General features: G+C 54.6%; 1 pseudogene. It reads left to right on the forward strand.

From position 1 onward, the window contains the following. Window positions 1–251: pseudogene (locus tag CKW18_RS17960) on the forward strand (hypothetical protein); the annotation flags it as partial. Window positions 252–361 lie beyond the last annotated feature (110 nt).

Raw genomic sequence — 361 nt, forward strand, 5'->3', positions numbered from 1 at the left:
AAAACCGTCTGATCCGCGCGCAAACCTGGCAGGGTACAACCTTGAGCAGCGAGGCTCGTTACCACTACGACGCCCTGGGCCGGCGCATAGGTAAACAGGTCACGCAAGACGGCCAGACTCAAGAAACAAAGTTCCTCTGGCAAGGCTTGCGTCTGCTCCAGAAACAACAGTCGCACTTACACAGCCTGTACCTCTACGAACCGGATAGCTATGCACCGCTGGCCCGTATCGACAGTGTAGTGGTCAACTAATCCCGGACACGACGTTAAGTTTTTTCTCGGCCTGAGCTGGGGCCAGTCCGTTGTTGAATTGGTGCGGTCTAATCCAGTTGTACCGATGCATCAGGTAATGACTGATGTCG

Source organism: Pseudomonas sp. Irchel 3E19 (genome assembly GCF_900187585.1).
GTDB classification, from domain to species: Bacteria; Pseudomonadota; Gammaproteobacteria; order Pseudomonadales; family Pseudomonadaceae; genus Aquipseudomonas; species Aquipseudomonas baetica.